This is a genomic window from Synechococcus sp. RS9902 (assembly GCF_014279635.1).
GTDB lineage: Bacteria > Cyanobacteriota > Cyanobacteriia > PCC-6307 > Cyanobiaceae > Parasynechococcus.
This window is the reverse complement of sequence record NZ_CP047949.1, coordinates 1598975-1624655: the sequence shown is the minus strand read 5'-3', so window position 1 is coordinate 1624655 and position 25681 is coordinate 1598975. Positions and strand designations below refer to the sequence as shown.

The window sequence follows — 25681 nt, the reverse complement described above, 5'->3', positions numbered from 1 at the left end:
CGTCAGTCGAGCTTCAGTCTGCCGGAATCAAAGGGGTTCAGCTGCAGGGTGGAGCCAGCAAGTTTCAGTGTCAGCGTCACCACACGATGCTCTGGGCTTGGTGCTCCGCAGGCAACGGCATCGTGGCCAGGGTTGACGCCAATGGCGGGCCACGCTGCTGCAGCAACGGAGATCCTCAGTCGATCGCCACAAGCCAGGCTCGCGTGCAGCGGCTGGAGGATCACGCTGCGCCTGGCTGGCTGCAACGCCTCCTCTCCGCGAACCCGTACGACTCCCGTGCTCAGTTGATCAACGCTGTTGGTTTCCGCGGGCAGGCGCGAGAGGCTGATGCAGAGATCAAACCCGGGCTGGTCCGCTTCGGCGTCCAATAGGAGGTGCGGTTGACCTGACAGCAGCAGCTCATCGACCAGGGGTGCGGTGGTGAATGTCGCAACGTCGCTGCGTTGATCCACGGCCGTGCGCTCAGCGGGGCCAGGGTTTGTTCCGAGGTGTCCCCCGATGGCCGGAACCGGTCGCCAGGGGTCATGAACGATGACCACGCTTCCTTCTCCTTCTCCATTCGCCACAAGGGCGCCTTCACTTGGGTCGATGCAGGCCAGTCCATGGCTCCGCAGTCCCCATGACGCTGACCTGCCCGTGGCGGGTGCGGGGATCGCGTTCCACTGATGCTGGGTGATGTTCCAGAGCTGGTGACTGGGCTGAGGTTCCTGCGGGGGGCGATCCTGCAGATGTTGTTGGAAGAACTGAAGCATCAGCTGCTGGGTTTCCGGCCACCACTGCAGATGGGAGGCCGGCCCGATGTGCAGGGAGGGCTGCCCGCCGGCCGCTTGGCTGCGATGCCAGAGGTCCAGCAGACCCACCAGATGCGGATCCCACCATCCACCGATCAACAGCATCGGCCGCTGGAGCCAGCTCTCCGGGGCGTGATGAACCGTCCACTGCTGATCGTTGCTGGGGTCGTTGTTCAACCAGCTCCAGGCCATGCCTTCGGGGTCATGGCGCTCCAGCAGGGTTGGTCCGTCCCGCAAATAGCGGTTGTCTTCAAGGCTTCGGCGGATCTCCAGCCAGGCCGTTGCATCTCCGCGTCGCTGGGCCTGGAGGGCCGCCAGCTGCAGCCCCCATCCCAGGCCGAGGTGCCACCAGTGGGCACCGCCTTCACAACTCCAATGGCGTCGTTCGTCCAGGCCGGTCATCGCCGGAGCTGTGCACTCCGGCGGTGGGGCCGATTCCGCTGCGGTGAGCTGGGTCAGGCCCTGATACGAAAACCCGTAGACCCCCAGGCGTCCATTGCATTCCGGCAGCTGCCGCACCCAGGCATGGGTGGCGGGGGTGTCGGCTGCTTCCTGACCAAACCCCCGGAAACGTCCCTCCGACTCGCCTTGTCCTCGGACGTCCTGAACGACCACCAGGAAGCCATGGGACGCCCACCAACTGGGGTGGGCGTAGGTGACGGTTGAGGCGATGCGGCTCCCGTAGGGCTGCCGCATCAGCAGGGCAGGCCAGGGGCCTTCGCCGCTTGGATGCCACAACCGTGAACGCAGCACCACGCCATCGGCCGTCCTCAGCGCTGCAGACTGGCAGACAATTCCGCTGGTCTCAGCGGACATCGGCGCAATGCATCCCCACGATGTAGGTCATGAGGATTTCCGCATCCTGAAAACTCAGCTTCTCGCTGGCGGCGACCTGGTTGATGTATGGCTTGGAGAATGGCGATCGGCCGTTGGCGTTCATTTGCCGGAACGAACGGCACATGGCCTTTGCTTTTTCAGGATTGCGTTTGACGCTGTTGAGCAAGTCCGAGTCAGCGGCAACCACGAGCAATGGTGAGCCCAGGAGCGCCAGAGCGATCAAAGCTGTGCGTAGGAGTTTCAAGCCCATAACAGGTTCATACGCAGGTTTGGATGCCAAGGCAGGGTGGCTGGGGTCAGTTCGCCATTTGCCTGGCGCGGCGGATCCAATCGTCGGCCACCCGCAGATCCACCACGGCAGGCCGTTTGGTTCCAAGGCTTCGCTCCAGCCTTCCGGTCTGGCGCACGAGACGTTCAGGGGTGCATGCCGCCAGAGCGGTGGGCGTGGCGATGCCCGCATGCATCAGCAGCGCGGCGTCCTGGGGCGGCAAATCCAAGCGGCAGACCAAATCGGCCATGCCCCGCAGCCGCTTGAGGTTTCGGGCCGAAGCCTGGCCACTGCGGGCGAGTTGGCTCAGTTGCAGATCCGTTAGATCACGAATGCTGGACCAGCACTTGATACCGGCCCGATCCAGTTCCTGTTGTTCCCTGCGAAACGACTGGGGGAGCTCCTTGATCGCGTCGTTGAAGTTCGGCATCAACGCAAGGTCTTGCTCACCTCGCCCAGGATGACGGGGCGTCCCAGCCCATCGCCCTCCGGCTGGATGCCCCGCAACCGCACCAGCACGGTGCTGCTGGAGCGACCTGAGCCGCGCAGGTTGCCCTCCAATTGCTCCAGAGTGGCTTGAACTGTGGTTGGGGCCAGGTCGGCAGGAACCTGGGCGACCACCAGGTCGTTGCCGTTATCGAACACGATCGGTGCCCGCACCGCACCTTCCACCACCACTGGCGGTGTGTAGCTCACGCCGAATGCCCAGCAACTCACGGCCAGTAGCAGGGTGAAGCTGCTCACGCCGACCAGTCGAAACCGAATGCCCCAATTGGTGAGGAAGGCAACTGCCGTGAGTGCTCCAAGCCCAAGCCCAGACCAACCCAGCCAGGGAGCGGCAGTAAGCAGCAGCTGATCGAAGGCCATGGGGTCTGGTGGACTGAAAACAGTCTCCTTATATTGCGCGAGATTCCGGGGAGACCGCCGCGTCTGATGGTGAAAACGCGGCGCAGGACCTGGTTGGTTGCGGGAAGTTTTGTTCTGGTCGGGGCTGGAGCAGCAGGCTTGATCGCCCTTGACCGCGCTGCCGAAGGCATCCTGAGCCGGGCGCGCCCCAGCTTGGAGCGCACGTTGTCGGGTCCTCTGGGCCACGATGTGGATCTTGGCCCTTACGAAGGACTTCGCCCCTTGGGCCTGGGGATCGCCATCGGGCCGAGTCGAATCTTGCCGTCGGCGGCGGATCGTTCTGAGCTGAGCCTGGCGGGGCTGGAGGTCGGCCTTGCTCCATTGGCGAGTCTTCGGCGTCTGCAGCCGGTTCTGCAGATCACGGTGCACAGGCTGCGTGGTCAGTTGCAGGCCAATGAGGCTGGTCGGTACTGGACCTTTGGGCCCCTGAGCGGCGACGGCACTCTGCCGCGACTTGGCGTGCAGTACCGGTTGGCCGATCCTGCATTGCTCCGTTTCGGTCCTCAGCAGCAGACCCTTGAACTCCGTAGTCGGGGCGCAGTGCGGCTCGGGGAGGCTTTTTTCAGTACCGCATCGGAACTTCGCTGGCTCGACTCAGAAGGGGTGCTGCGGCTCGATGCACAAGGGCATTGGGATCGCCCTCGCTTCAGGCTTCGTACGCGGCTGGATCGGCTCAACCTGAAACCGTTGGGGGCCGTCATCGCCCCCGCTCAGGATCTGGATGCCTCTGGAACCTTGGAGGGAGATGTTCAGATCGGCTGGGCCGATGGGGCGTTGAAGTGTCGAGGTGGGCTCAGCCTCAAGCGTCTCGAACTCGCTGCGCTGAAGAGCAATCGCCTCAGGGTCGCTTGCAAGGGCGATCAACTCAAGCTGCAGCCCGCAACACTGCGTTTGGGAGCCTTTGAGGTTCGGGCCTCAGGGTCCGTTGCCTTGAACCAGAGCTTTGATCTCCAGGCTGACGTTCGCCGTACAGACCTCAGCTCTGCAAGCCAGGACCCTTTGAAGCTCAGGATCCAGGGCCCCTGGGGGGAGCCCCGGTGGAGTGCCCATGGTGAGATCCAGCTGCCTGAGGTCACAGGGCTCAACACAGCCCTGACGCTGGACGCTCTGTGGCGCACCCCCTGGTTGAAAGACCAGCAACCGTCTGTTGCCGTGGACAGACTCCGCCTCAGTGCCCCGGGACTGCGCTTCGGGTTGGCCGGGACGATTGGATCCCAATTGGATCTGCGCAGCACGGAGCTGCAGATCGATCCCCGCTTCTGGTCTGCGCTGCCGACCCTGCAGGCCGGACTGGGCCAAACCGCTCCGCTCCTTGGAAGCGTCGACCTCAGTGGTGGGTTGGCGTCACCGGAGCTGAGCCTGAAGCTTGGCCAGGCGTCCAACCCGTTGCTTGACGAGTGGTCGTTTCAGACCCGATGGTCCTCGCAGGACTCCGCCCTGGTGCTGGATCACTTCACCAGTCCGCTGTTGCGGGCGGAAGCGCGCCTTCCTGTGCAACTGGCGCAGGGGCGGTTGCAAACCGGTGAGCTTCAGAGCGGCTTTGAACTCCAACCTTTCAGCCTGAGCCGTTTCACCCCCTTGATCGGTACGCCGCTGGGCGGGCAGGTGGCGGCGCGGGGTCGCGTGAAGGGTCCTTTGTCGGGGCTTCAGCCCGACATCAGCCTGACGCTGAATCAACCCCGCGTTGGTGCCTTGCAGGTTCCCGAACGCTGGCAAGGCAGCCTCAACGGTGAACTGGGCCGTGGTGCTCGTCTGGCGATGGCGGCCCAGCAGCCTGTCGTGCCCGGCTCGCTCGTGGCTGAACTCGATGCCGATGCTTGGCCCAAGACCGTGCTCTTGCGCCGGGGTGAGGGGCAGTTGCGCTTGCACGGGCTGGATCCGGCTGGAGAGCAACGCCGCTACCGCTGGCGTGCAGCGGACCTCAACATCGATGGACTTCGTTTCATCGTGCCGCCGGTCAACCAGCCCAAAGCGGTGGCAGGTCAGCTCTCGGGTGCAGGGAGCCTTGCCATGGGCCCCCTCGCGATCCGTGGGTCTGCCGTCATTGCGGACGGCTCGATGGCGGGAGTTGCCGTGCAGAGCCTCGAGCTGGAGGGTTCCCTCGGGGATGGCCGTTTTCAGGCCGATGCAGCACTGACGCCCTTGCAGGGCAGCATTCGGCTGAAGGCCCGTGGCGATCTAGGTGGCTGGATGCACAGCGGCATCGAGGCCGAAGGCCTGGATGTCACCTGGCTGACGCTTCTTGCCCGTCAGTTGAGAGGGAGCGATCCCGAACCGGGCCTGGCCCCCGGCCGTGCCGAGGATCTCGGAACCCTGTTCATCAACACCTTTGGTGGGTCGCTTGATGGTCAGTTGCAAGCTCTGGCGGCATCGCGCCGGGCGCTTGAGGCCTATGCCCTGGCTCACCCCCGCAAGGGCCCTGAGCTGGAGCGTCTGGAGGGGCGGGTCAATCTGTCGGGAACGATCGACGGTCCTGATCCAAAGCGCCTGAAGGCCGATCTGATCGCCAAGGCGCACCTTTGGATTGAAGGGGATGACCAGGCCAAGGCACTCCAGCTTGAACCGATGGTCGCCACGCTTCGCGGCCCGTTGCTCGGTGGATCCGGTGACCTCTCCCTGCTGCAGGTTCCGCTCTCTCTGCTGGCGTTGTTGGCTCCTGTGCCGCCGCAGCTCCGCGGCAGTGTTGGCATCCGCGGCCGCTACAACCTCAGCGGAACGGCCCCCCTGCTGGTTTCCGATCTGCTGGTCGACTCCGCCAGCTTGGCGGGCCAGCCCCTGCAGTTGGAGCAGCGATCGGTTGTCGTTGAGCGTGAGTTGATCCGCCTGAACCTGGCCCTGAAGGGAGGCGAGAGCAAGGAAGCCGTCACCGTGGCCGGCACGGTGCCCTTCAACCCCGATTCGGATTTGAACCTGAGGCTGGAAAGCCATGGGGATGCCCTTGGCGTGTTGACGCTTCTGGCTGGGGATTCCCTGGCCGTGAAGCGGGGTACCACCAATCTGCGGCTGTTGCTGCGCGGGCCGTTGAACCAACCGCAAGCCAATGGCTTTGTCGTAGTCAGCAATGGAGATCTCAGCATCGGTGAACAGGAGCTGAGTCGGATCAACGCCTCGATCCTGTTCGATTTCGATCGCGTCTTGGTGCAACGCCTGGAGGCTGAAGTGGGCCGCGGCGGCTTGTTGCGCGGTTCAGGAAGCCTTGGCTTGTTCACCCCCCAGAGCGAGTCTTCACCGCTCACCCTGCAACTCAGCCAAGCTCAGATTCGACAGCCGATCGTGCAGTTCCAGGCCGATGGCGAACTGCAGGTGTCTGGAGCGTTGGTGCAACCCGTCCTCTCCGGACATCTGGACCTGTCGCGGGGCACGCTTCGGCCCCAGTCCGGCTTCTTCGGACGGTTGCGGCGGGGCGGGCTTCAAGCCCTGGTACCCACCGGGGTGGAGGGCTCCTCAGCGGCGGTGCAGCTCGGTCCTCAGGCGTTGAACACACTTCTGGAGGAGGAGTGGGACTTCCAGGAACCTTTGGTCCTGATGGGTCCCAACCGATCCATCCAAGCTCCGGATCAGCTGCAACGGTTCATGCCGAAACTGCCGGCCATCCGCTTTGAGAACCTTCGGCTGGCCCTCGGCCCTGATATCGAGGTGCTGATGCCCCCCTGGATCAGCTTCAAAGGGGGAGGTGCCGTCACGTTGAACGGCCCCTTGGATCCCTCGCTCAAGGCACGAGGTTTGATCCAGCTCAATTCCGGCAGGATCTGGGTTCCTCCTCTGGCGCCATTGCGTTTGGACCCACAGGCGGCCAATGCAGCGGTGTTCACGCCTTCGCTGGGGCTTGTCCCCTACGTGGATATCGCCATGCAAGCCAGGGTCGCCGACACCGTGAGTGCGGGCACCAACGATCAGATCACCAGCGCAAACCTCTTTGCTTCGAATGGAACGGGCAGTGCCTATGTCGGCGGTGGTCAACTGCGGCTGGTGAAGGTCATGGTCCAGGTCAGCGGCCCGGCCAACCGTCTGGGTGAAAGCAACAACCTGGTCCTGCGCAGCTCGCCACCGATGAGCGAGCAACAGCTGTTGGGTTTGATCGGTGGCAACACTCTGGCTTCCCTGGGTGGAACCGGTGGCGCCGCGTTGGCCACGATGCTGAGTCAGTCGCTGCTCTCACCGGTGCTGGGCACGTTGACCGATGCCATGGGGCAACGGCTTCAGGTGGCGATCTTCCCCACCTACGTCAACCCCGAGGTGAAATCAGAGAAGGAGCGCACCTCCGGCCGTGTTTCACCAACACTCACAGTGGTGACGGAGTTTGGTGTGGCGTTGACCGACCGGTTCAACCTTTCCGTTCTGATGGCACCGAACACAACCGACGTTCCTCCACAAGGAACGGTCTCCTATCGGCTGACACCGACCACGTCAGTCTCCGCGGCCATGGATGCCAATGGCACCTGGCAGAGCCAGTTGCAGGTGTTCTTCCGGTTCTGAGCCATGCCTACCGCGCAGGTGATTGGAGTGGATCTCGGGGGCACGGCGATCAAGCTGGCCCGGATTCGTGCTGATGGAACGGTGCTGGTGGAGGCGCAATGCCCCACACCGCAGCCCGCCGTACCTGGCGCCGTGACGATGGCCCTGTGTGAAGCCATTGAACAGATTGATCCTGAGCATGCGGTTGAGGCGGTCGGCATCGGCCTCCCTGGTCCCATGGATGCGGCGGCTCGGGTGGCCCGGGTTTGCATCAACCTGCCCGGCTGGGAGGACGTGCCGCTGGCGGATTGGCTGGAGTCCAGGCTCAACCGCCGGGTCACCCTCGCCAATGACGGCAACTGTGCGGTGGTCGGTGAGGCCTGGCTCGGCGCCGCCCGTGGTGTTGATGATGTGGTGCTGCTGACCCTCGGAACCGGTGTGGGAGGGGGGGTGCTTCTCAGGGGTGAGTTGTTCACGGGCCACAACGGTGCTGCAGCGGAACCCGGTCTGATCGGGGTTCAGCCCGATGGTCCGGCCTGCAACAGCGGTAACCGTGGCTCCCTGGAGCAGTTCGCCAGCATCACCGGCCTGCGGCGCTTGTGTGATCGCGATCCCCGCGAGCTCAGTGCAGAGGCCGATGCTGGTGATCCGGAGGCCCTGGAGGTTTGGAGCCGTTACGGCGAGCGCCTGGGCTGTGGCGTTGCTTCGCTGGTGTACGTGTTCACGCCGCAGTTGGTGTTGCTGGGTGGCGGCCTGGCCGGTGCTGCCCGCCACTTTCTGCCGGCGGTGCGCCGCGAGGTGGAGTCGCGGGTTCAGGCCGTCTCAAGGGAGGGGTTGCGGATCGAAGCCGCCTGTCTGGGGAACGGCGCTGGACGCCTGGGGGCTGCGCGGCTCGCTCTGCAGCGGCTGAACGGGATGATGGCTCCAGATTGATTGCCTTGATGTCCAGCGTTCCAGAGCCTTCTGCTGCGTTGCTGCAGCGTGCCGCGGCTGTCCGCCGTGCTGCTGTTGATCTGGGGCAGACCGATGACGGTCAGAGAGCTCAGGCGCTTCAGGCGATGGCGGACGCGCTGACCGACCGTGCGGAAAGCATCCTCGCGGCCAACCGTGAAGACCTCCAACGCTCTGCAGCCGAGGGGTTGGCGCCGGCTTTGATGGCGCGGCTGAAGCTGGATGACACCAAGTTGGCGGCGGCCATTGATGGCGTCCGCAAGGTGGCCAGCCTCAGTGACCCGCTGGGTTGTCGTCAGTTGCATCGAGAGCTGGATCAGGGCCTGGTGCTGGAACGGGTCTCCGTTCCGCTCGGGGTGGTCGGTGTGATCTTTGAAGCCAGGCCGGATGCGGTGATGCAGATCGCCTCGCTGGCGATCCGTTCGGGCAACGGTGCTCTGTTGAAAGGGGGCAGTGAGGCTCGCTGCACCAATGAGGCTGTGATGGAGGCCCTGCAGGCAGGCCTGGCGGCCAGTCCGGTGTCTGCCGATGCCCTGGCTCTGCTCACCACCCGTCAAGAAAGCCTGGCCTTGTTGCGTCTCGATGGCCTCGTGGACCTGATCATTCCCAGGGGAAGCAACGAACTGGTGCGCTTCATCCAGGACAACACCCGCATTCCGGTGCTGGGCCATGCCGATGGGGTGTGCCACCTTTACGTGGATGCGGCGGCCGACGTCGACAAAGCCGTTCGGGTGGCGGTGGACAGCAAGAGCCAGTACCCCGCCGCCTGCAACGCCATTGAGACCTTGCTGGTGCACCGCTCGATTGCGCAGCCTTTCCTCGCCGCTGCGCTGCCGGCCTTCGCTGCTGCCGGGGTGCAGCTGCGGGGCGATGCTGAGAGTGTGGCCCTTGGTGTGGCGGAAGCGGCCACGGAGGAGGACTGGAGCACGGAGTATCTGGATCTGATCCTGGCGGTGAAGCTGGTGGACGATCTCGAGGCAGCCACCGATCACATCCGCTCCTATGGCTCGCGTCACACCGAAGTGATCCTGACGGAGGATGCCCAGGCGGCTGATCGTTTCCTTGCGGCGGTGGATAGCGCAGGCGTCTATCACAACTGCTCCAGCCGCTTCGCCGATGGGTTCCGTTACGGATTCGGCGCTGAGGTGGGCATCAGCACCCAGACCCTGCCGCCCCGTGGACCCGTTGGTCTGGAAGGGTTGGTGACCTACCGCTATCGGTTGCGCGGCGAGGGCCACATCGCTGCTGACTACGCCAACGGCAGCCGCGTCTTCACCCACATCGATCGGCCGCTCTGATGGATTGCATCGGTGTGAGGGACCTGCGGTTGTGGGCCCACGTCGGGGTGTTGGAACACGAACGTCGGGATGGCCAATGGTTCAGCCTTGATTTCAGTGTTCAACTCGATCTGAAGGCTGCTGCCGTAGCCGACGACCTGAGCCGGAGCCTGGACTACGGCGTGGCCATTCAGGCCCTGCAAGGCTTGTCCCGGCAGGTTCGTTGCCTCACGATCGAGCACTTCAGCGAGCAGATGCTGGATCGGCTGGAAACGTTGTACGGGCCCATCCCGGTCTGGCTGCGGCTCACCAAATGTGCTGCACCGGTTCCAGGATTTAACGGCCGCGTGTTCGTGGAACGCTCCCGCCATGGCGGCAGATCAGCCCTGTGAGCATCCCGTTGGTGCTGGTCCATGGTCTCTGGGACACGCCCCGCCTGTTTCACCGATTGATTCAGGGGTTGGACCAGCCCGATCGCCCGCTGCTGGCGCCGCATCTGCCCCATGGTCTGGGTTGGATTCCCCTCCGGCAGCTGGCCTCTCGCCTGGATCAGCACATCCAGCAGCGCTTTTGTGCTGACACCAGGGTTGATCTTCTGGGTTTTTCGATGGGGGGCGTGATCGGCAGGATCTGGCTGCAGGAACTGGGGGGGGTGCAGCGCACCCGGCGCTTCCTCAGTGTGGGCAGCCCGCAGCAGGGCACCCTGGCTGCACAGATGATTCCCCGTCCGCTCCTGGCCGGTGCGGCAGACATGAAAGTGGGAAGTCGCCTGCTGCGCGAGCTGAATCGCCAACCCGATGCCCTGGCTGGGGTCGAGTGCTCCAGTTTCTTTTGCCGCTGGGATCTGATGGTCTGCCCCGGCTGGAGGGCCGTTCTGCCCTTGGGCCGGTGTGAGGAAATTCCGGTCTGGACCCATCAGCAACTGATCAGCCACCCCGCCGCGATTCGACGGCTCTGCAGCAGCTTGCGCGCCTGAGCTCAGGCCGCGGCCACCAGGCCGGAATGGCGAATCAGGGCTTCGGTGCTGGCAGGACGGCCTCGGAAGGCTTCAAACACCTCTGCTGGAGATCGGCTGCCACCGAGGCTGAGCACGGTGTCGCGGAAGCGGGCTCCCGTTGCACGCACCTGATCCTCCTGATCCAGACCCACCTCCTCAAAAGCGGAGAAGGCATCTGCGCTGAGCACCTCAGCCCACTTGTAGGAGTAGTACCCGGCGGAGTAGCCCCCCGCGAAGATGTGGCCGAAGGCACAGAGGAACTGATCCTCCGGGATGGGATCCATCACCGTGGTGGTGGCCGCGATCTCACGGCGCAGTCTGTCTGGGCTGACGCCAAGTTCCGGGGTCCACTGGCTGTGGAGACGAAGGTCACTCAAGGCAAAGTGAACCTGCCGCAGGGTGGCGAGGCCTGCATTGAAGGTGCGGCTGCTGCGCAGCTTGTTGAATTCCGATTCAGGCAGGGGTTCACCGGATTGCCAGTGGCGCGCCATGCCCATCAAGGTGGCGTGATCAAGGCACCAGTTCTCCATGAACTGGCTGGGGAGTTCCACGGCATCCCATTCCACGTTGCTGATGCCGGCGGCTTCCGGTTCCTCAACGGTGGTGAGCATGTGCTGGAGCCCATGGCCGAATTCATGGAAGAGGGTCTCCACTTCCTCGAAGCTCATCAGGCTGGGCGTGTCGCCCACAGGTGGGGTCTGGTTGCAGACCAGGTAGGCCACCGGCAGCACCACAGAGCCATCAGGTTTCTTGCTCAGGCCCAGGCATTCATCCATCCAGGCTCCGCCGCGTTTGCTGGCGGGCCTGCTGTAAGGGTCGAGGTAGAAGCCGGCAATCGGTGTGCCATCGGAGCGCTTCACCCGGAAGAAGCGCACATCGTCGTTCCAGGTCGGTGCCTCGCCGTCGGCGGCAACGATCTCGACGTCGAACAGACGCGTACAAAGGCTGAACAGTCCTTCGAGCACCTGCGGCAGCGGGAACCAGGGACGCAGCGCCTCTTGGTCCAGATCGAACCGGGATTGGCGCAACTTCTCCGACCAGTAGGCGATGTCCCAAGGGGCCAGCTCATCGGCTTCGGGGGCCTTGTGCTCCCTGGCGATGGCTTGGAGATCCTGCAGTTCTTGCTCAGCTGCTGGGTATGCCGCAGCGCGCAGTTCTTCCAGCAGTGCTTCCACCGCCGGAACATCGTCAGCCATTTTGGCGCTGAGGCTGAGGTCAGCCCAATGGGCATAGCCCAGGCGGGACGCTTGCTCACGCCTCAGGGTCAGGATCTCCTCGATCAGTGCCCGGTTGTCGAGTTCGCCTTCACTGGCCCGCCCCACATGGGCCCGATAGGCCTTCTCCCGCAGGGATCGGTTGTTGGCGTGGGTGAGGAAGGGCAGATAGCGGGGCATGTCCAGTCCCAGCAGCCACGGGCCGGACTCCGCAGACGCATCAGCATCCCCTGCTTCACGCGCTGCGGCGGCCAGTGCCTCCAGGGCCCGTTGCGGCAGGCCTTCCACCTCATGGGGCTGGCTGAGTTTCAGGGTCCACTGCTGCGTGGCATCGAGCACGTGGTTGCCGAACTGGGTGGAGAGAGCGGCCAGGCGTTCACTGGTGCTGTTGAAGGCTGCCTTCTCATCGCCACTGAGGCCAACACCGCGCTGCTGCATCGAGAGCAGCTCGGATTTCAGGATCCGCTCCTGGGTTGGGTTGAGCGGTTCGGAGGGATCGCTTTGGAGGGCCATCAAGGCCCGATGAAGAATCTTGCTTTGGCCAAGCCGGTTGCTGAGACGCACAACATCCGGTTGCTGGGCGGCATGGGCATCGCGCAGCTCAGGGGAATTGCAGACGCCATTGAGGTGTGACACCACACCCCAGCTCCAACGCAGCCGTTCGCCGATGGCCTGCAGCGGTTGCATCACCCGATCCCAGGACAGCTTAGAGGGGCCGGCGAGGGCTGTCTCAAGAGCCTGCTCGAGCGCAGTGAAGTCCCGATCTAGCTGTGCGAGCAAAACCGGGATGTCTGTGCTGACGAGCTCAGGGGAAATGGCCCGGAACTCGGGAAGCCCTTGGCCGCGCAGGAGGGGGGAAACAGTCGACATCTCAGCTGGCAATGAACTGCAGGGCCAGAGCGTTGGTGGAAGCTTCGTAGAGGTCCATGGCAATGCGGGGCCAGATGCCGATCACCAGGGTTGGCACCAGCAGGCTCAGGCCAATCACCAGCTCCCTGGGGCGCATGTCAGCGACACTGGCCAGGGCCGGAATCCTGGGGCCGAAGAACACCCGTCGGCACATGGAGAGCAGATAAATCGGTGTGAGCACCAGTCCGATGGCGGCCAGCAGAACGGTGATCGATCGGAACACGGACGTGAAGGCTTCCTGGCTGGTGATGCCAAGGAACACGGTGATTTCACTGATGAAGCCACTCATGCCCGGCAGCGCCAGCGACGCCAGGGAGCTGGCCAGGAAGAAGGCAAACGTGATGGGCAGTGCCTTGGCCAGTCCGCCCATGTTGGGGATCGAGAGGGTCTTGGTTCGCTCGTAGAAGACGCCCGTCACGAAGAACATCGCGGCTGCGATCAGGCCATGGCTCACCATCTGGAGCATGGCTCCGCTGATTCCCAGGGCATCAACGGCACCGATCCCCACCAGCACAAAGCCCATGTGGCTCACGGAACTGCAGGCAATCCTGCGTTTCACGTTGTCCTGGGCGAAGGCGTTGAGGGCGCCGTAAACGATGTTCACGATTCCAAGGATCACCAGGGCTGGCGCCAGGGTGGCGTGCGCTTCGGGAAGCATCTGCACGTTGAAGCGCAGCAGGGCGTAGCCGCCCATCTTGAGGAGCACCCCTGCCAGCAGCATCGACACCGGAGCGTTGGCCTCACCGTGGGCATCGGGCAGCCAGGTGTGGAGAGGAAACATCGGCAGTTTCACGCCGAAGCCAATCAAGAAACCCAGGTAACACAACAGGCCGAAGCTGTCACCGGGAGAACGGGCCGCCAGTTCCGTGATATTGAAGGTGAACGTGTCGCCGGAGAGGGCCAGTGCCAGGCCGCTGATCAGGATCAGCAGAGAGGCCAGGGCCGTGTAAAGGATGAATTTGGTGGCGGCGTACTGGCGGTTCTGTCCGCCCCAGATGGCAATCAGCAGGTAGACGGGAACCAGTTCCAGCTCCCAGGCCAGGAAGAAGAGCAGGAAGTCCTGCGACAGAAACACCAGGCCCTGGGCCGAGGCCTGAACAAGCATCAGGGCGAAGTACAGCCGTGACTTGCGCTGAACCGACCAGCTGGCCGCCACAGACAGGAACGTGACCAGGCCGCTGAGCACCACAAGAGGTGCTGAAAGACCATCCACACCAAGGGACCATTCGAGGCCGAGTGCTGGGAGCCAGCTCACCCGCTCCACCAGCTGCAGCCCTTCAGTGCTGGGGTCGAAGCGGGTGGCAAACACCCCCATCATCAAAAGAAGATCGACCAGAAGGACGACCAGGGTGATGATCTTGGGCGCAGGGGATGGCTTCTCTTCGCTGCTCGGAACCAGTGGCAGCACCAGAGCAGCTGCCGCCGGCAACAGCACAATCAGCGACAACCAAGGGAAGGGACTGCCCGAGACAGCAAGCTCTGCTAACCCAGCATCCATTCCGTGTCCGCAATCTTTAACAAAGCTAACAGGGCTGGATGCCCTGTTTAGGTGGATCTACTCATCGTCGGCCGGTTGCCAGTGGCTGCCTGAGGTCTGCAAATTCAGCACCGGTGCGCGGCTGGCGACCCCGGCAGCTTCCCAGGCTTTGACCATGGCTCGGCTGACGGCTGGGCCTTTGTCTTCCTCGCACAGAGCCAGAACGCTTGGTCCAGCTCCGCTGATGGCGCAACCCCAGGCTCCCGCGTCCATGGCGGCCTGTTTGACCTGGTCGCCGCCTTTGATCAGGCGCCAGCGGTAAGGCTCGTGCAAGCGATCGTGCATGCCGTCGGAGATCAGATCACCATTGCCGGTGCGCAGCCCTTGCAGCAGCAGTGTCAGAGCACCCAGGTTGACCACAGCGTCGCCAACGGGGATGGCCTTGGGCATGGCCCGGCGGGCTTCGCTTGTGCTCAGGCGAATCGATGGAATCGCCACGACGGCTTTCACGCTCGGCGTCCATTCGCAACGCACCACGCGCCAGCGCTGAGAGGCGGCCTTGGCGGTCATGCAGAGGCCCCCCAGAAGGGAGGGCACAACGTTGTCCGGGTGACCTTCGATATCGATGGCCAGCTCCAGCAGCTTCTCCTTGGAGAGAGGCTCACCGACGAGGGCATTGGCTCCCATCAATCCCGCCACGATCGCCGTGGCACTGCTGCCCAGCCCCCGTGCCGGCGGCACGGCAAGACGCACCCGTGCCTCAAGGGCGACGGGTTCCAGCCCAGCCGCTTTCCACACCCGTTGGGCCGCTCGGTAAACGAGGTTCTCCGGCCCACCCCGGAGGTGACTGCCTTCCGTTCCCTCAATAATCAGCTCAAATCGTTCACCGCCCCCTTCGATCCGCCGCATCGCGAAGCGGTTGTTCAGATCAAGGGCTGCACCGAGGCAGTCAAATCCTGGGCCGAGATTGGCGGTGGTTGCCGGGACGTCCACGACCACTTTCTGACCGATGCGCGGCTGCGCCATCGCTGATCCTCTGCTCAGGCCAGTGTCCCACCTGACTCCGCCAGCATCCGGGCGCGACAGGCTGCACTGAACAGTCCGGCATCGGGATCGATCACCGCTGTGACCTGCATCCCTTCGATCAGTTCGCGGAAGCGTCCCTTGTCGCGCATCGCATTGAGAAAGCTGGCGGATTGCAGTCCTTTCAATTGTTTTGATGCGGTGCCCCCGCCAACCCAGAGGCCTCCTGTGCAGAGTTCCTGAAGGGCAAGATCGCCTGCCGCTGAGCCATAGGCCTCCAGCCAAAGCTGTAGGGCGCGTTGCATCAAGGGATCACCCCCTTCAGCGGCAACGCTCACTTGAGCGGGAAGATCGTTGGAACTGTTGCGCCGCCAAGCCTCAGCCACGCTGCGCAGGGGGTGCATGGCGGCATCGGGTTTCTGAAGCAGCCAGTGGGCCACATGCCCCAGGCCGGTGCCACTCACGATGCGTTCGATCGAAAGGCGGCTGACGCCGAGGTCTTGTTTGAGCCAGCAGGCCAGCTCCCATTCCGCTTCGTTGCGCGGAGCAAATTCGCGGTGCCCTCCTTCGCTCGCCAGGGCCACCAGTCCCTGTTCGCTCTGCAGGCCTCGCGCCATGCCGAGACCGGTGCCTGCCCCAAGAATGGCCAGGGGGCCCTTGTCTTGGTGGCCCTTCTGAAGGATCACCTGCTGATGGCTGTCGAAATGGGGCAGCCCGTAAATCAGCACGCCGAAATCATTCACCAGCTCGAGCTGTTCCATGCCAGCAGCCCGCGCCAGGTCGGCCTCCCGCAACCGCCAGGGCAGGTTGGTGATCTTGGCCTCCCTGTGTCGCACCGGACCGGCAACGGCGATGCAGGCATGCGCTGGAGACGGGAGATCGGCGGGGCGATTGTTGAGGAAGGCCTCGAGCATCGGCTCAAGGGATGGCCATTCTCCCGAGCGGAAGCGTTCCTGATGCAGCAGGCGCAGCTGGCCCGCCTCACTCCCGTAGAGAGCAAGCAGAGTCTTGGTGCCTCCCATGTCCCCCGCCAGGAGTGTGCTGGTGGCCATCCAGGGCTGCGGCAACTCCTACCAGCGTGGTTAGCTCAGGAGAAGAAGTCCAGTGGAAGCGGTCCCCAGGTGGTGCTTGGCGTTGTGTCGTCGTCACAGTGGCCACTGATCAGAATTCCTTCGCCAAGGCCGTGCTCGATCCGAATGCGGATCGTGCCCCCCTTCTGATTGGCTTTCAGGAAAACAGGGCCCTGCTCCTCGGGGCTGTCGACGAGCTCCAGCGGCTCCCATTGTTGGCTTTGCTCGAGGCTGCGCAGCGCTGTGAGGGCCTGCTCCCTGGACGGGGCCATGACGCCGATGGTGAACCAGCTGGCCTGGGCCATCGCCTGATCGAGTTCTCCTCGCAGCTCGTTTCTGATCTGGGGGGCCAACTCCGGCGCTCCCCGCAGCCGCGCGAGATCGGCCAGGTGCTGCACAGGGGTAGCCGTCATCGGTTCAGCTCCAGGCCCGCGGCGCGCTCGCTGTTGGCCATCTGGGCAGCACTGAGAAGGTCGGCCACCGCTGTGACCCCGAGGTCACCGTCCCGTCGGCTGCGAAGGCTCACGGCGTTCTGCTCCGCTTCCTTGGCACCGATGACCGCCAGCACGGGGATCTTCATCTGTTCGCCGGTGCGGATCAACTTGCCGAGCCGCTCACCGCTGCGGTCGATTGTGGCGCGAACGCCAGCTTTGGTGAGTTGCTCCAACACCTGTTCGGCGTAGGGCTGCACCTCGTCGGTGACCGGCAGCAGACGCACCTGCTCGGGGGCCAGCCAGAAGGGGTAATCGCCGGCGTAGTTCTCGGTCATGATCCCGAAGAACCGCTCCAGCGAACCGAAGATGGCGCGGTGGATCATGATCGGTCGCTGCTTGCTGCCGTCGGCGGCGATGTAGTCGAGCTCGAACCGCTCCGGCAGATTGAAATCCAGTTGGATCGTGGAGCACTGCCACATCCGGCCGATGGCGTCTTCGATCTTGAGGTCGATTTTCGGGCCGTAGAACGCACCGCCTCCCTCATCGATTTTGTAGGCCCAACCCTTGCGCTCCAGGGCTTCAATCAGTCCCTTGGTGGCCAGGTCCCAGACGGCGTCATCGCCGATGGACTTCTCGGGGCGGGTGGAGAGGTTGATCTCGTAATTGCTGAAATCGAACGCGGAGAGAATCCGTTCGGTGAGATCGAGGATCTTCAGGATCTCGTCGCTGATCTGCTCCGGCAGGCAGAACACGTGGGCATCGTCCTGGGTGAAGCCCCGCACCCGCATCAGACCGTGCATCACACCGGGCCGCTCGTAGCGATACACCGTTCCAAGCTCCGCCCAGCGGATCGGCAGTTCCCGGTAGCTGCGCAGTTTGCAGGCGTAGGTGAGCACGTGGAACGGGCAGTTCATCGGCTTGAGCTGATACTCCCGTTCGTCCACCTCCATCGGGCCGAACATGCTCTCGGCGTAGAAGTCGAGGTGGCCTGAGGTCTTCCAGAGGCTGATGTCCGCCACATGGGGGGTGTAAAGGAGCTCGTATCCGCCCTCGAAGTGGGCCTGGCGCCAGAACTCCTCGATCAACAGGCGCATGCGGGCACCGCGGGGGTGCCAGAACACCAGACCAGCCCCGGCCTCATCCTCGATCGAGAAGAGGTCGAGGTCTTTGCCGATGCGGCGATGGTCGCGGCGAAGCGCTTCTTCCTTGCGACGTTTGTGTTCCGCCAGCTGTTCCGGGGTTTCCCAGGCCGTGCCGTAGATGCGTTGCAGCTGCGCTTTGGTTTCATCACCTCGCCAGTAAGCGCCTGCCACGCTTTCCAGCTCGAAGGCCTTGGCATTGAGTTGGCCAGTGTGATCCACGTGGGGGCCAGCACAGAGGTCCCACCAGTCCTCACCAAGGGTGTAGAGGGTGATCGGCTCCTGCAGTCCTTCAAGAATCTCGAGCTTGTAGGGTTCGTTCTGGGCTTTGATTTTTTCCTCGGCCTCGTTGCGGCTCACCTCGACACGTTCGAGAGGCAGCTTCTTGTTGATGATCTTGATCATCCCCTTCTTGATGGCCTTCAGGTCGGCCTCGGTGAAGGGATCGGGATTCTCGAAGTCGTAATAGAAACCTGTTTCCGTCCAGGGGCCGATGGTGACGCGCGCCTTGGGAAACAACTGCTGCACAGCCATGGCCATCACATGGCTCATGGAGTGCCGAATCTTCAGCAGTTGATCGCTTTCGCTGGTCTTGGGCAGAACCACCGGTGCTGAAGGGGCTGGGGTGGTTGCTGCAGCGCTGCTCACCGGTTCAGGTTCAGGGCCCGCCATCCTATGGGCGAGACCCGAGGGCACCAGGTGGGTGAGTCAACCAATCAGGAAGCTGGCGCACTGCTGGATGAGTTGCTGGCATCCCTGCTCGATGACTTCGAGCATTGGTTTCAGCGCGGTGAGGAGCTTCTGCAGGCCTGTCCGGAGGAAGTGATGCCGTTGCAGGAGCGCCAACGCATGCAGGAGCGGCTGCAGGAGGGCAAGAAGGCCATTGCTGCAACACGCTCTCTTGTGGCTGCATCAACGCAGCCCATGGCGGTCTCGATGGAGGTGATGAACCCGTGGCATGGCTTGGTCACCGAGGTGTGGGCCCTGGCCGCGAGGTTGGGGTAGAACCGTTCGCCTCAGGCCCCGAGCTGATTGCGCAGCTGGCGCAGGTTGCTGCTGTAGAAGCTCGCCAGGTCCTGAGGGCTCTTCACCGGTTGACCGTAGGCGGAGCGGCCGGTCCAGGTGGGGAAGGATGCCCATTCGGGTGCCAGCTTCGCCATGGCGTTTCTTGTCAGCCCTTTCCGGTCGATTTCCTTGAGAGCACCGCGACGCTCAACAAGGTGCAAAGCGGCTTGGTCCTGGTGCCTGGGCTCAAAGCTGGACAGCTTGAGCTCCTTCGCCACGCCCTTCCAGGTCTTGGGCAGGAATTGATAGGCCCCCGCTGCGGCGCTGGTGTAGCGCTTCACGATCACCCGCTCGGGATGACGTGAGAGGTCCTGAAACTGCCCGCCGCCGTACATGATCCGGTAGCCCTTGTCTTCACCGTCTTTCCAGGTGCCCTCGGCGTAGCGAATGGTGTTGAGCAGGGCGCGACGCTCAGGTGTCAGCTCGTAACGACCACCCTCCTTGCCGGTGGACAGGGTGGCGCGGCTGCTGGTGTTGCGGCTGCTGGTGGCGCTTTGCTCAACCTGTTCTGCGGGCGCCTTTGCGTTCTTCAGCGGCTGTTTGGCTCCTGCGGACAGCACCAATCCTGCGGTCAGGGCTGCACCGACGACAGGCCGGCTCCAACGTGTGGCTGGGCTGAACACAGAAAAAAGGCGATGCACGCAAAGCAATCGGGTGGACGATCACAGTGCTGGCCCACGAGGTCTGGACGCGAGATCGGCGCCTGAGGGGTTGACGCGTTGTCTGCGCTGTGTATATGCAGCTGAGAGAAGACTGAGAGTCTTGCGAGACTCGCGTCTGCGGCTGACGTTGTCTCCCCCAAGCCTCAGGGGCCATGGCTTGAGCCCATGGCCGTCGCATTGATCAGATCAGCTAATGCTTCTCTTTGTTGCTGATCAGGCTGGCCGGGCGAAACCCAAGGCATCCCGAACCCGTTCAAGCGTGGCGTTGGCCACGGTTTCGGCCTTCTCACGGCCTGTTCTCAGCACCTGATCGAGCTCTGAGGGGTCCTGCATCAGCTCCCGGTAGCGGGCCTGGATGGGCTCCAGCGCGCTCACGGTGGCTTCGGCCAGCAGCGGCTTGAACTGTCCCCAACCCATCTCGGCGCATTCAGTGGCGGCCTGCTCCCGCCCCTTGCCGCTCAGGATTGCGTAGATCCCAAGCAGGTTGTCGGTTTCCGGTCGATCGGGGTTGCCGAATTCGAGGCCACGCTCTGGATCGGTCTTGGCGCGTTTGATCTTTTTGGTGATCAGCTCTGGAGGGTCCAAAAGCGTGATGCGACTCCCCTCGTTGGGATCGCTCTTGCTCATCTTGCTGCGACCATCCGTCAGGCTCATCACCCGTGCCCCCTCCTTGAGGATCAGCGGTTTGGGCACTTTGAGCACCGGCGTGTCCTTGCTGCCGAAACGGGCATTGATGCGCTGCTGGGCGATGTCGCGCGCCAGCTCCAGGTGCTGCTTCTGGTCCTCACCGACGGGCACCAGGTCAGCGTCGTAGAGAAGGATGTCGGCGGCCATCAACACCGGATAGTCCAGCAGGCCCACGGAGACGTTGTCCCCCTGCTTCACCGCTTTCTCCTTGAACTGAATCATCCGCTCCAGCCAGTTGAGCGGCGTGACGCAATTCAGCAACCAGCACAGTTCGCTGTGGGCTGCCACCTGGCTCTGTACAAACACCGAACAGCGTTTGGGGTCCATGCCACAGGCCAGGTAGAGCGCTGCTGTGGAACGGGTGTCCTCAGCCAGGCGGCTGGGGTCATGGGGAACGGTGATGGCATGGAGATCCACAACACATACAAAGGTGTCGTGGGTCTCCTGCAGATCAACCCAATTGCGGATGGCACCCAGCCAATTGCCGAGGTGCAGTGCTCCGGTCGGTTGCACCCCGGAAAGAATCCTTGGCCGGCTCATCAATCAGGCCTCGGTTGCTGCGGTGTTGGTGTCGTCGGTGGAGGTTGCTTCTGATTCCACCACCGGCTCCACCACTGGTTCGGCCTCCGGCTCGGCAACCGGTTCCGCTGCAGCCTCCGGCTGGGGTTTGGCTGGTCGGGCAAAGGGATTTGGACGGGACCCACGGCCACCACGCTCATCCTCAAAGCGGCGGCCACGACCACCACCATCACGCCGGCCACCTCGGGCAGGCTGATTTTTCTGCTGTTCGATCAGAGCGTCGAGTTGGCCGTCCTCGAGCATCTGGCCAAGGCTGCGGACTGCGAAACCCAGCACCGCCACGGTCGAGCGGAGATTGAAGGCCTCCTGCAGGGCCCGTGCTGAGCGCATTTCGTTGTCACTCAGACGAATCCGGAAGCCTCCGCCTTCACGGCCGCCACCACGGTTGCCACGACTGCGCTGACCATCTCGGCCGCCGTCTCCCTGTCCCGCCTGTTGTTGGGGATCGCTGTAGGAATCACTCATGGCCCATGGCCTGGAATCAGGCGCAAGTGTGACGCATCACCGGGGTGTTTTCGGTGATCCAGAGCAGCTGGTGGCATTCAACGCTGTTCTTCCGAGCCAGCACCAGCATCGGAACCACCGTGATCCCCCGTTCAATCCGTTCGCGATAGCTGCTCACCAGTTGTCTGTACCGCTCGGCTGTCCAACCGTGGATGGCTGTGTCACGACTGTTCCAGTAGTCCTGCAGTGCTCTTTGGCAGTCCTCGATGCCGAACTCCCGCCAGCAGCTCTGTTGGGCCAACAGTGGATCCATCCCCTGCTGCAGCAACCGCCGGTAATGCATCAATTCCGGGGCTTCATCGCGCCCATCCGGAGGGAGCCAACGATGCAGCTCCGTCAGGGGAGTTCGAGACAGACGCAGCCAGCAGCGCTCCCGCAGCAACACCGGCAGTTGCCACGACCAGCCCTCCGCACGACGGACTTCATCGAGCACCTCAATCAACCCACGCTGCTGACGCTTGGTCAGCCCAGCGAGCGCATGGGTTGTGGTGTCGACCTCAGCCATGGGCGCCGGTGTAGGTGATCCCGTCCTCCACGTAGTCCTTGGGTTCCAGATGGATGGTGCACCGCACCGGCCCGAAACTTTCGTCCAAGCGCTCTTCCACCTGTTCGGTGATCCGATGTGCCTTGGTGAGGTCGTCTGCGTCGACAACCATATGCATTTCGATGAACACCTGTTGGCCCAGAACGCCCCGGCTGGCGATGTCGTGGCAGTTCAAGACGCCGGCGGTGGCCATCGCTTCGGCATAGATGGCTTCTGGCGCCACCGCCATGTGGTCCACCAGCCATGGCAAGGTTCCGCGCAGCACCTGCCAGCACACACGGATCAGCAGGAGTGCCATGGGGATGGCCAGTGCGACGTCGAGCCAGCTCACCTGCAGCCACACCGCTCCCGCCATGCCCACCAGCACCACCACGGTGGTCCAAACGTCGCTCGCCGCATGTTGAGCATCCGCTTTGAGCAGGTTGCTATTCAGTCGCCGACCTTCCCGCAGCTCATATCCCGCCAGCAGGAGGTTGAACCCCAGCACCAGCGTGAGCAGCACCAGCTCCTGGCTGGTCACCCGGATCGGTGGCAGGCCCTCGAGCAGCCTCTCCCCTGAACGCAGCAGGATCTCAAGGGCTGTGAACAGGATGAAACCAGCGATGCCCAGGGCTCCCACCGCCTCGTATTTGCGGTGGCCGTAGGGGTGATCCCTGTCGGGGCGCGGATCGGACAGTTTGTTGGTGACCAGTCCCGTGAGGCTGGACAACGCATCGGTGGCGCTGTGCATGCCATCGGCGATCACTGCCAGGGAACCACTCATGGCCCCCACCAGAAGCTTCAGCAGCGACATGCTGATGTTCAGGCCCAGGGCCACCATCAGAACCCTGCGCACCCCCCGGCGGTTGTCGACCATCGCATTGGGATGACTGTGTGTCACGGCTGACTCCGGCCTGTTCCCAACTTATGGAGAACTCGTGTTTCTGGCCTGAAGTTCTGGTGTCAGGTGGTGGGTTGAGCTAAGAAGGGCCACTGCTACAACAGCCGTTCTGTTGAAACTCCCGGCTTCATGGCCAGAACTGGTGATGCCACCGTCGTCGCTGCTGCGGCCGTTGGCTCTGGCTGGAGCTGGTCTGCTTGCTGGACAGTGGCTGATCAGTGATGTGATGCATGTTCCCGGCGGGGGACTGGGTCTGCTGGCCGCCGGTGGCGTTGTGATCTGGCTTGGCCGCAAGCCAAGTCAGCCGCGGTTTGCAGCGCCGGTCTCTCTGGATGGTTGGATCGCTCGGTGCCAGGAGGTGCTCGATCAATTCGCACGTTTTGAGCAGCAACCCTCTGCCGATCTGTCCCGTCGCACTGAACTGAAACGGGTGCTGGACCGCTGTGGTCCGGTGCGCATGGCGATGGTCGCCTTGGGGGGCTCTCAGGGACCGAATGAAGCAGACCTCAGCAGCTCTCTTGCTGGCCCTGCGCCGGTGACGCTGTCGCTCTGCCATCCCCTGACCACCGACGACGGCAGCCGTTGCTGGCCCAGCGGCCTGCTGAATCAGGATCTGATCCTGTTCAGCCTGCAGGCGCCACTGCTGGCCTCGGATCTGCTCTGGCTTCAGCAGGTCCCGGACGATCAGCCGGCCTGGCTGCTTGTGTCGACCGACGCGCATGACGCATCCACTGATGCTGTCGCTGCTGTTCGGGACGATCTTCCCGAGCGCTGGCGTGAGCGGATCCTGGTTCAGGAGTCTTCGATGCAGCTGCGCACTGCCCTTGCACCGCTGCGCCGTTCGCTGAACCAGGCTGCGCTGGAGACGCGTCCGCGACTCTTGGCGGACTTGCATCGCCGTTGGCAGCGTGAGCTCGAATCGCTTCGGCGTGAACGCTTTCTGCAGATCCAGCAGCGCACCCAATGGGTGGTGGCTGGGTCTGTGATGGCCTCCCCCATCGCCAGCCTTGATCTTCTGGCCGTTGCTGTGGCGAACGGTTTGATGATCAAAGAGATGGGAGAGATCTGGGGAACATCGCTGCAGCCGGATGTGCTGAGGGAAGCGGCGGCGCAGCTGGCACGGGTGGCCCTCGCCCAGGGCGTGGTGGAGTGGACCGGACAGACCTTGCTTGGGCTGGCCAAGCTGGATGGGGGGAGCTGGTTGATCGCCGGTTCGATGCAGGCCCTCAGTGCGGCTTACCTCACCCGTGTGGTGGGGCGCTCGATGGCGGATTGGCTGGCGATCAATGCTGGTGTGGATGAGCTTGATCTTGTGGCGTTGAAGCAGCAGGCACCGTTGTTGGTGTCTCGGGCTGCAGAGGAGGAACGCGTGAACTGGAATGGCTTTGTTCAGCAATCCCGCGACTGGCTGCTTCATGCAACTTCATGAATGCTTAGTAAAGCGCTTAATGAAGTTTTTTTGAGAGCTGATTCCGATTGTTGAGTTGCCATGTAACGGAACGTTCCATCCATAAACTTGATCCACCTGTCCCTTTTTTTGAGGGAGAGGTTCATCCGTCTTCTTTTCTTCCATGTCCACCGCAATTCGCAGCGGACGCCAGAGCAATTGGGAAGCCTTTTGTCAGTGGGTGACCGACACCAACAACCGCATCTATGTGGGTTGGTTCGGCGTGCTGATGATTCCCTGCCTCCTGGCGGCCACCATTTGCTTCACCATTGCCTTTATCGCCGCTCCCCCGGTCGACATCGATGGCATCCGCGAGCCCGTCGCTGGCTCCCTGATCTACGGCAACAACATCATCTCTGGTGCTGTTATTCCGTCTTCAAACGCCATTGGCCTGCACTTTTACCCCATCTGGGAAGCTGCTTCCCTCGATGAGTGGCTGTACAACGGCGGCCCCTATCAGTTGGTCTGCTTCCACTTCCTGATCGGCATTTCCGCCTACATGGGTCGTCAGTGGGAACTTTCCTACCGCCTGGGCATGCGCCCCTGGATCTGCGTCGCTTACAGCGCTCCGCTGTCTGCAGCGATGGCTGTTTTCCTGGTGTACCCCTTCGGTCAGGGTTCCTTCTCTGACGGCATGCCCCTGGGCATTTCCGGCACCTTCAACTTCATGTTGGTGTTCCAGGCCGAGCACAACATCCTGATGCACCCCTTCCACATGCTGGGCGTCGCAGGTGTTTTCGGCGGCAGCTTGTTCTCCGCCATGCACGGCTCCCTGGTGACCTCCTCCCTGGTGCGTGAAACCACCGAGGCCGAGTCCCAGAACTACGGCTACAAGTTCGGCCAAGAGGAAGAGACCTACAACATCGTGGCTGCCCACGGTTACTTCGGTCGCCTGATCTTCCAATACGCCTCCTTCAACAACAGCCGTAGCCTTCACTTCTTCCTGGGCGCCTGGCCTGTTGTCGGTATCTGGTTCACATCCATGGGCATCAGCACCATGGCTTTCAACCTGAACGGCTTCAACTTCAACCAGTCCATCCTGGATAGTCAGGGCCGCGTCCTGAACACCTGGGCTGATGTGCTGAACCGCGCCAACCTCGGCATGGAAGTGCAGCACGAGCGCAACGCTCACAACTTCCCCCTCGACCTGGCTGCTGCTGAGTCCACTCCTGTGGCTCTGCAGGCTCCTGCCATCGGTTGACCTGGAATCAACCTGTTCCATCTGGAACAGCAAAAACGATTCAGATCAACTGAATCGGAAAGCCCCCTCCCCGGAGGGGGCTTTTTGTTGCTGTCTTCGCTGTGAAGGCTGGGCGGCGCATCAGGCCCCTTCAGGGCACCAGCCGATCTGCTTCTCAAGCCGTTGCATCCATTGATGGCAGCGGTATGTGAGGTGTGCCCCCTGGGGGATGCGCTGTTGGTGGTGTGCGCAGGCTGGCTGGGTGACCCCCGCCTCAGCAAGGGTGTTCTGAAAGTGCTGGCAGGTGAGGCACACCATGAGGGAGCGGCTGGGTCGGAGTTGCCCTGATCCCATTGGTGGCCATGCGCTTGGCGGTGGAGCGTTG

24 protein-coding genes are annotated in these 25681 nt (G+C 63.0%); 9 read left to right on the top strand and 15 right to left on the bottom strand.

The features are described 5' to 3' along the window. Positions 1–2 precede the first annotated feature (2 nt). Genes SynRS9902_RS09020 through SynRS9902_RS09005 form a run of 4 tightly spaced genes read right to left on the bottom strand, consistent with a single transcriptional unit; the run spans position 3 to position 2763 of the window. Positions 3–1607: a CocE/NonD family hydrolase gene (locus tag SynRS9902_RS09020; RefSeq protein WP_186508879.1), complete on the bottom strand. Its 1605-nt coding sequence runs from the start codon at positions 1605–1607 to the stop codon at positions 3–5. Then, entirely contained in the window at positions 1597–1908 is a 312-nt protein-coding gene (locus SynRS9902_RS13690) for a hypothetical protein (protein ID WP_255441943.1), read from the bottom strand. Before SynRS9902_RS13690 ends, SynRS9902_RS09020 begins: the two co-directional genes overlap by 11 nt. Positions 1909–1924: 16 nt before the next feature. After that, entirely contained in the window at positions 1925–2326 is a 402-nt protein-coding gene (locus SynRS9902_RS09010) for a DUF4332 domain-containing protein (RefSeq protein ID WP_186508878.1), read from the bottom strand. Next, entirely contained in the window at positions 2326–2763 is a 438-nt protein-coding gene (locus SynRS9902_RS09005; protein ID WP_186508877.1) for a Ycf51 family protein, read from the bottom strand. Before SynRS9902_RS09005 ends, SynRS9902_RS09010 begins: the two co-directional genes overlap by 1 nt. 66 nt (positions 2764–2829) lie before the next feature. Between SynRS9902_RS09005 and SynRS9902_RS09000 the strand changes: the two genes are divergently transcribed. Genes SynRS9902_RS09000 through SynRS9902_RS08980 form a run of 5 tightly spaced genes read left to right on the top strand, consistent with a single transcriptional unit; the run spans position 2830 to position 10461 of the window. After that, complete coding sequence (locus SynRS9902_RS09000) at positions 2830–7278, top strand: translocation/assembly module TamB domain-containing protein (RefSeq protein ID WP_255446084.1); 4449 nt, start codon at positions 2830–2832, stop codon at positions 7276–7278. 3 nt (positions 7279–7281) lie between these two features. After that, the gene (locus SynRS9902_RS08995; protein ID WP_186508876.1) at positions 7282–8190 is read left to right on the top strand and encodes an ROK family protein; all 909 of its coding nucleotides are present in this window, start codon (positions 7282–7284) and stop codon (positions 8188–8190) included. An 8-nt stretch (positions 8191–8198) separates the two neighbouring features. After that, positions 8199–9506 carry a glutamate-5-semialdehyde dehydrogenase gene (locus SynRS9902_RS08990; protein ID WP_186508875.1) on the top strand — a complete coding sequence of 436 codons (1308 nt, stop codon included), beginning with the start codon at positions 8199–8201 and terminating at the stop codon, positions 9504–9506. Beyond that, positions 9506–9877, top strand: coding sequence for a dihydroneopterin aldolase (locus tag SynRS9902_RS08985; protein ID WP_114988319.1), 372 nt, complete (start codon positions 9506–9508; stop codon positions 9875–9877). Before SynRS9902_RS08990 ends, SynRS9902_RS08985 begins: the two co-directional genes overlap by 1 nt. Next, positions 9874–10461 (top strand): triacylglycerol lipase, encoded by a 588-nt coding sequence (locus SynRS9902_RS08980; protein ID WP_186508874.1) that lies wholly within the window; start codon positions 9874–9876, stop codon positions 10459–10461. Before SynRS9902_RS08985 ends, SynRS9902_RS08980 begins: the two co-directional genes overlap by 4 nt. Positions 10462–10463: 2 nt before the next feature. Here the strand turns inward: SynRS9902_RS08980 and SynRS9902_RS08975 are convergent, their stop codons facing one another. Genes SynRS9902_RS08975 through thrS form a run of 6 tightly spaced genes read right to left on the bottom strand, consistent with a single transcriptional unit; the run spans position 10464 to position 18420 of the window. Then, positions 10464–12566, bottom strand: a complete 2103-nt coding sequence (locus SynRS9902_RS08975; protein WP_186508873.1) for a M3 family metallopeptidase — start codon at positions 12564–12566, stop codon at positions 10464–10466. A 1-nt stretch (position 12567) separates the two neighbouring features. Beyond that, on the bottom strand, positions 12568–14103 hold the full coding sequence (locus SynRS9902_RS08970; RefSeq protein WP_186508872.1) for an NAD(P)H-quinone oxidoreductase subunit 4: 1536 nt from the start codon (positions 14101–14103) through the stop codon (positions 12568–12570). A gap of 57 nt (positions 14104–14160) precedes the next feature. After that, positions 14161–15108 carry a homoserine kinase gene (gene thrB / locus SynRS9902_RS08965; protein ID WP_114988315.1) on the bottom strand — a complete coding sequence of 316 codons (948 nt, stop codon included), beginning with the start codon at positions 15106–15108 and terminating at the stop codon, positions 14161–14163. Positions 15109–15122: 14 nt separating this feature from the next. Then, complete coding sequence (gene glk / locus SynRS9902_RS08960) at positions 15123–16157, bottom strand: glucokinase (protein WP_186508871.1); 1035 nt, start codon at positions 16155–16157, stop codon at positions 15123–15125. A gap of 35 nt (positions 16158–16192) precedes the next feature. Then, entirely contained in the window at positions 16193–16588 is a 396-nt protein-coding gene (locus SynRS9902_RS08955) for a DUF1824 family protein (RefSeq protein ID WP_186508870.1), read from the bottom strand. Further along, a complete protein-coding gene (thrS, locus tag SynRS9902_RS08950; protein ID WP_186508869.1) occupies positions 16585–18420 on the bottom strand; it encodes a threonine--tRNA ligase in 1836 nt (611 codons plus the stop codon). The genes SynRS9902_RS08955 and thrS overlap by 4 nt, the downstream gene beginning before the upstream one ends. Positions 18421–18423: 3 nt before the next feature. Here thrS and SynRS9902_RS08945 point away from each other — a divergent pair, with 3 nt between their 5' ends. Further along, entirely contained in the window at positions 18424–18753 is a 330-nt protein-coding gene (locus SynRS9902_RS08945; protein WP_186508868.1) for a DUF2605 family protein, read from the top strand. Positions 18754–18764: 11 nt separating this feature from the next. Here the strand turns inward: SynRS9902_RS08945 and SynRS9902_RS08940 are convergent, their stop codons facing one another. The 5 genes from SynRS9902_RS08940 to SynRS9902_RS08920 all read right to left on the bottom strand — a co-directional run bounded on the left by SynRS9902_RS08940 (position 18765) and on the right by SynRS9902_RS08920 (position 22645). Beyond that, complete coding sequence (locus SynRS9902_RS08940; protein ID WP_186508867.1) at positions 18765–19436, bottom strand: glycoside hydrolase family 104 protein; 672 nt, start codon at positions 19434–19436, stop codon at positions 18765–18767. 252 nt (positions 19437–19688) lie between these two features. Next, the gene (gene trpS / locus SynRS9902_RS08935; protein WP_186508866.1) at positions 19689–20702 is read right to left on the bottom strand and encodes a tryptophan--tRNA ligase; all 1014 of its coding nucleotides are present in this window, start codon (positions 20700–20702) and stop codon (positions 19689–19691) included. Positions 20703–20705: 3 nt separating this feature from the next. Further along, positions 20706–21206, bottom strand: a complete 501-nt coding sequence (locus SynRS9902_RS08930) for a hypothetical protein (protein ID WP_186508865.1) — start codon at positions 21204–21206, stop codon at positions 20706–20708. A 16-nt stretch (positions 21207–21222) separates the two neighbouring features. Then, positions 21223–21750 carry a hypothetical protein gene (locus SynRS9902_RS08925; protein ID WP_186508864.1) on the bottom strand — a complete coding sequence of 176 codons (528 nt, stop codon included), beginning with the start codon at positions 21748–21750 and terminating at the stop codon, positions 21223–21225. Next, entirely contained in the window at positions 21743–22645 is a 903-nt protein-coding gene (locus SynRS9902_RS08920; protein WP_115082094.1) for a cation diffusion facilitator family transporter, read from the bottom strand. The genes SynRS9902_RS08925 and SynRS9902_RS08920 overlap by 8 nt, the downstream gene beginning before the upstream one ends. 136 nt (positions 22646–22781) lie before the next feature. Between SynRS9902_RS08920 and SynRS9902_RS08915 the strand changes: the two genes are divergently transcribed. The 3 genes from SynRS9902_RS08915 to SynRS9902_RS08905 all read left to right on the top strand — a co-directional run bounded on the left by SynRS9902_RS08915 (position 22782) and on the right by SynRS9902_RS08905 (position 25644). Further along, positions 22782–24098: a YcjF family protein gene (locus SynRS9902_RS08915; protein WP_370586292.1), complete on the top strand. Its 1317-nt coding sequence runs from the start codon at positions 22782–22784 to the stop codon at positions 24096–24098. Between the two features lie 142 nt (positions 24099–24240). After that, on the top strand, positions 24241–25317 hold the full coding sequence (gene psbA / locus SynRS9902_RS08910) for a photosystem II q(b) protein (protein WP_006850794.1): 1077 nt from the start codon (positions 24241–24243) through the stop codon (positions 25315–25317). Positions 25318–25491: 174 nt separating this feature from the next. Beyond that, positions 25492–25644: a hypothetical protein gene (locus SynRS9902_RS08905; protein ID WP_186508863.1), complete on the top strand. Its 153-nt coding sequence runs from the start codon at positions 25492–25494 to the stop codon at positions 25642–25644. Positions 25645–25681 lie beyond the last annotated feature (37 nt).